Origin of the sequence: Williamsoniiplasma lucivorax ATCC 49196 (assembly GCF_000518285.1) — a bacterium.
GTDB classification, from domain to species: Bacteria; Bacillota_I; Bacilli_A; order Mycoplasmatales; family Mycoplasmataceae; genus Williamsoniiplasma; species Williamsoniiplasma lucivorax.
The window spans coordinates 1-6,352 of record NZ_JADH01000023.1 but is presented as its reverse complement, the minus strand read 5'-3'; the positions used below and the strand labels follow the sequence as shown (position 1 = coordinate 6,352).

7 protein-coding genes and 1 tRNA gene are annotated in these 6,352 nt (G+C 29.1%); 5 read left to right on the top strand and 3 right to left on the bottom strand.

Going from position 1 to position 6,352, the window contains the following annotated elements; all coding sequences use genetic code 4:
- A partial coding sequence (locus P695_RS06200) for an IS3 family transposase (RefSeq protein ID WP_169728745.1) occupies positions 1-286 on the top strand: 286 nt, incomplete at its 5' end.
- Positions 287-1,146: 860 nt separating this feature from the next.
- Here P695_RS06200 and P695_RS0104660 read toward each other — a convergent pair.
- Together P695_RS0104660 and P695_RS0104655 are read right to left on the bottom strand one after the other, a co-directional pair.
- Positions 1,147-1,593 carry a hypothetical protein gene (locus P695_RS0104660; protein ID WP_028127067.1) on the bottom strand — a complete coding sequence of 149 codons (447 nt, stop codon included), beginning with the start codon at positions 1,591-1,593 and terminating at the stop codon, positions 1,147-1,149.
- Positions 1,594-1,650: 57 nt separating this feature from the next.
- A tRNA-Leu gene (locus P695_RS0104655) sits at positions 1,651-1,735 on the bottom strand.
- Positions 1,736-1,794: 59 nt separating this feature from the next.
- Here P695_RS0104655 and P695_RS0104650 point away from each other — a divergent pair.
- Entirely contained in the window at positions 1,795-2,571 is a 777-nt protein-coding gene (locus tag P695_RS0104650; protein ID WP_028127066.1) for a hypothetical protein, read from the top strand.
- Positions 2,572-2,596: 25 nt separating this feature from the next.
- Here the strand turns inward: P695_RS0104650 and rpmB are convergent, their stop codons facing one another.
- Positions 2,597-2,797, bottom strand: a complete 201-nt coding sequence (gene rpmB, locus P695_RS0104645; RefSeq protein ID WP_028127065.1) for a 50S ribosomal protein L28 — start codon at positions 2,795-2,797, stop codon at positions 2,597-2,599.
- Positions 2,798-3,221: 424 nt separating this feature from the next.
- Between rpmB and P695_RS0104640 the strand changes: the two genes are divergently transcribed.
- From P695_RS0104640 to P695_RS05675, 3 genes are all read left to right on the top strand, one after another.
- Positions 3,222-3,539, top strand: coding sequence for an Asp23/Gls24 family envelope stress response protein (locus tag P695_RS0104640; RefSeq protein ID WP_028127064.1), 318 nt, complete (start codon positions 3,222-3,224; stop codon positions 3,537-3,539).
- A gap of 40 nt (positions 3,540-3,579) precedes the next feature.
- The gene (locus P695_RS0104635) at positions 3,580-5,226 is read left to right on the top strand and encodes a DAK2 domain-containing protein (RefSeq protein WP_028127063.1); all 1,647 of its coding nucleotides are present in this window, start codon (positions 3,580-3,582) and stop codon (positions 5,224-5,226) included.
- Between the two features lie 137 nt (positions 5,227-5,363).
- Entirely contained in the window at positions 5,364-6,323 is a 960-nt protein-coding gene (locus P695_RS05675) for an IS30 family transposase (RefSeq protein ID WP_051437394.1), read from the top strand.
- The last annotated feature ends 29 nt before the right edge of the window (positions 6,324-6,352 follow it).

Below are 6,352 nucleotides of genomic sequence, written 5' to 3'. Positions count from 1 at the left end.
CAACAGATATGCGACTTTAATTTCTGAGTTAGGTTTTATTCCTTCGATGTCAAGAAAAGGGAATTCTCCCGACAATGGTGCTTGTGAAACCTTTTTTGCATCACTTAAAACAGAAGTTATATATATAAAACCAAGAAGTAAATGAACTAAAAAGTCAATGATAGAAGCTGTGATTGATTACATTGAATTTTATAATTATTTCAGACCACCAAAGCGTTTAAATTGGGAATCTCCTCAAGATTTTTTAAATAAAAACAAAAGCAATTGAATTGCTTTTGTTAACTAATTTTTGATGTGTTGTTTTTTTATGTCCACTTTTCTTGACAAGATCAGTGCTGTTTTAATGAATCATCAATTTAATAAAATTACCTTTATTAAATTCACCTATAAATTTATAATGAATAATCCAAGTTTTATAGATCTAATGTTCGGAACCACCCCGAACTTTGCATAAACATCGTTGAGAGGCTTGAGCTCATAATCATAATACAACACTTTTTAGTTAAATTCCATAATTGTTGTTTTTTTGGATTTTCTTTATTCATTTATATATTAAAAAACAACACCAAATAAAATTTGAAATGTTGCTTTTTAATTATTCTTTTGAAACAAAACAATAGTGGTTTTGTTAACTAATCATCAAAATAAATGCACTACCAATATTATTTCGAGTATGTTGAGCATAGGCTCAACTCTTAATTATCTTACCACACTTCCAAAAGCGTTGATTAAGATGAATCATCAATTTAATAAATTAACCTTAATAAATTGACTTATAAAAGAATAACGGGTAATCGAACTTTTATAAATCTAGTTGTTTGGAACCGCCCCAAACCTGCATAAACATCGTTGATTGATTTTGCTCATAATCATAATACAACACTTTTTAGTTAAATTCTATACTTTTTTTGAATCCCATCTATATTGATAAGGCCAATATTAATATCTACATTATGAAGATTTCACTTGATCAAGGTTTGTTTATTTTGTGCTCAATAACTTGCTCAATAACCTCAGATACATGTCTTTTTGTGTTATTCACCCCTAGTCTCATAACTCGCCTCATTATAATTATGAAATATTTGGAACATTGCTATTTACCGCTTCATTAAGATATTATCATTGTCAGTTCTACATAAAAAGCGACTAATAATCGCTTTTTTCTTGACTTTTCTTCATTTCTTTAAATTTCTTTTTAGCATTTTTAAAATTTATTTTTGCTTTTTGAAAACGCTCTCTTGTAAAAATAACTTTATTTTTATTTTCCATTCTTTCTTCTTTATCAGAATTTTTCAATTGCTTTTTACGTTTGCGGATTTCGACTTTAGCAACAACTAATTCAGCTCGGGCAATCCGCATTTCACTAATTTGTTTGCCATACATTTCTTCTGGTGATAAAAAATTGGTGTAATCAAATTGAATAAGCTTTTTTTCTTTGTCATCTTGGTCATGCACTAAAAGAATGGCTTTATTATCTTTGGCCATTTTTTGTCCTAAACGGACTGCTTCGTGTTTATTAATAAAATTACCTTCATTATTTTTTTTAATATGAATTCTATTTTTTTGATCAGTTTCAATTTTTCATTTATCCATTGTTGTCCTTAAAAATATTTTAACAAAAAAAGGTACCAAGTACCTTTAATTTCAATTTGGTGCCCCCTGTCGGGGTCGAACCGACACGAGTCTCCTCGTCAGATTTTGAGTCTGATGCGTCTGCCAATTCCGCCAAGAGGGCATTAAATATATTATACTTTAAAAGTATTTAATGTAAAATTTAATAATAAGGATTTGTGAATGAAAAAATTTAAAATAATAACTATTGTTTTTTTAATGATATCAATTATGTTTTGGGCTTTATTAACTAGTGTTTTAGTGTGACTAACTGAAATCACTGGATTATTCAGTTTACTCATTTTTGCTTTTATGGGGATTTTCAACTTAGTGTGATGAATTTTAGTTGCTGATGATAAAAAAGAAGTGAGTTTATTCATTAAATTTTGTTTTGGGTGCACACTAAATATCCCAGCAATTTGGTCTGCTCAAAAGTATCGTCAAACAATTCTGAAACAAACCAAAATCAAAAAGGCGCAACGTCAAGTCATTGATCCTGAATTAGATAATGAATATGATTTTACCCCCGATTGAGAAAAAGCAATCATTGCACAAAAGGCTGCTAAAAAAGCAGCCAAATCTGGCAAAGAGAAAACTAAAAAAACCAGTGCTTATTTGGAAAGCCCAGACTTTATCTTACAAAGAAAAATTATTAATGCTTATTGTAAATATTTATTATTTTTAGTTTTATCTGCTGATAAAGAATTAAAAGACACTTTCCAGACAACAGCCCTAGTTAAAGAAAAAGCTTTTATAACCAACCCAGAAAAACAAATTCAGCATTTTATCAAAGATTACAAACAATTCTTAAATGAAAATTTTGAAAAAACTGATGCTGAATTAAAACAAGAAATTATGAAAACGTTAACTGACACCAGCGCTGAAGAAATTATGGTGGCTTACAAAGAAAATCGTGTCGATAATACTATTGAAGTCAAACACCAATTAGGAATATTATAAAAAAAATCAGCAATTGCTGATTTTTTTATCCATTAACTCTTGCTTCTTTTTTTAAAGTTCTTAATGTTCTAGCTGAAACTTTGATAACGTAAGTTCTACCTTGATCATCAGTTAACTTAACTTTTTGTAAGTTTAAATTTCATTTTCTTCTAGTTGCATTTAAAGCATGTGATCTTGAGTTTCCTGAAAGAGCACCTTTGCCTGTTAACCAATCTTTTCTTGCCATTGTTTCACCTCTAACTTTTCGTACTTAGAGATATTACTAAAAAACCAAACCTATTTCAAGCATATTTGTTAAACAAAGCAATGTTTTTCTGAGAGTTTTCCACACTTTATGGGCAAAACAAGGATTATTAAATATTTTTGTGTCTTTTTTAACAATTATTTTAGCAAATGTTGTAATATGTATTTTGTTTTTAAACTTTAAAATAAAGATTGGCTGAAAAGGCTATTTAAAAATACACAACATAAAAAAACCAACTTTTAAAAAACCTGACTCTTTACTTCACTTTTTCATCACTTTTTTAAAAGTTGGAGAAAGAATAGTAATTTAATAATTTAAATTAACTAGAAGGACAATTGGTGTTCTTCAAAAAAATGTTTTTTTTATGTTTTGTGCTAAAATATAAAAATGAAGGTCGGTGAATTTTGTGAATAATATTGACAAAAACGTCATCAAGGTTATCAAAGATGCTATTGTTACAGTACCTGGTGTCATTTCGTTTGCAAATTTTAATGCAACAAACAATGACAATATCTCTACTTTAGAGATTGATAATGCCGTAGAATTCATAAACACCGACAATCTTACTCGTTTTAGAATCCACGTGATTTTAATTAGTGGAGTAAATATCAAAGACGTAATGAACGAAATCCAAATTAGGGTGAAATACGAACTAGAAAAGACAACTAAATTCACAATCAAGTACATGGTAGATGTAGCTGTTGATGACCTAGTTGTAATTTAGATAATGAGAAAATATATCAAAAATTAGGTGACTGAAAAAAATGAACAACATGAATAAAATTATGGATATGCTAATTAGTGGTGTGAATAACCTTTATAACAACTATCCGCATATAGACAAATTAAATGTCTTTCCTGTACCCGATGGTGATACCGGAACAAACATGAATTTAACTGCCACAAATGGCTATAACGATATTAAAGATTTAAAATTTAATTCCATTGGTGAATTAATGAACTCTTTTGCTCGTGGTTTAATTATGGGTGCTCGTGGTAATTCTGGGGTTATCTTTTCACAAATTATGAAAGGATTTGCTCAAGGGTTGGTTGAATCAACAGCTTTAACTGTTGCTGATTGAAAAAAAGCATTTACTTTGGGAACAGAAATTGCTTATAAAGCAGTGATGAAACCAGTAGAAGGTACAATTTTAACTGTTATTAGAGAAACTGCTGAAGCGGTTAATCTTTTAGATGACACAATGGATGAAAAGGCATTCTGAAATGAAGCAATTCAAGCTGCTAACATTTCTTTAGAAAACACACCTAATCTTTTACAAGCTTTAAAAGATGTTGGAGTTGTCGATTCTGGTGGATATGGGTTAGTTAAATTTTTAGAAGGCATGAATAGTGTTGTTAATCACGGGGAAATTATTGCTCATTTAGAAAAATTAGAAACCAATGAGGGTGACAATTTAGAAATGGAAATTGAAGGCGAATTTGGTTATTGTACTGAAGCAATTGTTATGTTAAATTCAGAATGAATTGATAAAATTCAAGTTTCAACAATTCGTGATCAATTAACTGTTTATGGCAATAGTTCAATTGTTATAGTCATTGATGAAGATATTTTAAAAGTGCATACGCATGCTTTAACCCCTGGTCAAATCATCACTTTCTTACAACAATATGGTGATTTCAGATCGTTAAAAGTGGAAAATATGAATTTGCAAGCTGAACGTCAAGTGAAAGATGCAAAAACTCCAGAATGAAAAGAATCTTCAACAATTACTAATGAACGTAATTTAAAAAATGATATGGCAACAATTGCTGTTGTTTCTAGTCAAGAATTAAAAGAATACTTTGAAAATGAATTAGGTGTTGATTTAGCAATTAATGGAGGTTCAAAAATGAACCCTTCAACTAATGAATTTTTAAAAGCAATTGAAGATGTTGATGCTAAAAATGTCTTTATTATGCCAAACAATTCAAATGTTTTATTAACTGCTAAACAAGCTGAAAAAGTGGAAGAAAAATCAAAAATTTATGTTATTCCCACAAAAACAATTCAACAAGGAATGGTTTCTGCTTTAAACTTTGACCCTTCTGCTTCAAGTTTCAAAAATAATGCTGCTTTAACTAAAGCAATTAAAAATGTGACTTCATTTAGTATTACCAAAGCTGCTAAAGATTCATTAGTTGATGGGATTAAAATCAAGAAAAATCAACAAATGGCAATTGTGGATGGCAAAATTGTTTCCACAGCAACTTCATTAAAGATTATTTTTGAAAAAACTTTAACTAAATATATCACTAATAAAACAGAAATTATTACAGTTTTTGTTGGTCAAGAAACTGATGCTAAAAATATTAGTGATTTACGAAAATTCTTAGATGAGAACTTTGATGTCGAATATGAAATTGTTGATGGTGGTCAAAAAATCTATAGTTTCTTAATAAGTATTGAATAATAAAACTGCAGTTTTATGAATTAAAAATGGAAGTGCAACACTTGTGAGACAATGTTCTCATAGGGTGCACTTCTTTTTATGCAAATAAAAAGTGAATAACCCTTCAAACTGATTAAAGCAAGCAAGGGATTATTCACATGAAAAATTATAAACAATTATCGTTCAAAGAACGTACTATTATTGAATATTTACACAAATTAAATAAATCAATAACATATATAGCCAAAGAATTGGGGAGAAACAAATCTACAATTTCTAGAGAGTTAAAAAAGAATTTAGCCACACCATTATATATTGCTAATGACGCACAATTTACAACTGGTGTGAATATGCAAAAATTACACCTTGCGAAAATGGATAAATTCCCAGATTTTTTGAATTTTTTATATGCAAATTTTGAACCCAAATTTAATGGAATTGATGTTTGTGTTTTCAAAGCTAAACAATTGGGAATCAAAACTCCAACAACTCAAACTGTCTACAATTGAATTCATTCTAAAGCGATAAAAATTGAACCCAAACACTTACTAAGACCAAGATATTGATTCAAAAAAACCAATAAATATAAGCGTTATTTATATGAATTGTCAAAAATGGAAGTCATTCCAATTACATACAGACCAAAACACATTAATGATCGAAGTGAGTTTGGACATTACGAAATAGATTTAGTGGTAGGAGCTGGAAAAAGCAAATCCATCTTAACATTAGTCGAAAGAATGACCAGAATGGCTTTTGCAATTAAATTAGAAAATAAAACCATGAAATATACTAACGAAAAACTAAGAGAACTAATTAAAAAAGAATCAATTAAAATCAAAAGTATCACCAAAGATAATGGGCTGGAATTCAATTTATTACACGAAGTAACTAAGGAAATTAATGCTTCTCTTTACGCTTGCAACACGTATGCCTCTTGTGAAAAAGGAAGTAACGAAAACTTTAATGGATTATTACGTAGAGCACTTCCGAAAAAAACCAGTTTTGAGAAACTGGAAAATGATAATATTAATAGTATCTTAGATCAAATAAACAAAATGCCCCGTAAATTATTGAACTACAATTCAGCTCAACAACTATACGAAGCATTTTGTTAGAAGTGTTGCACTTCCAATTTTAATTTATA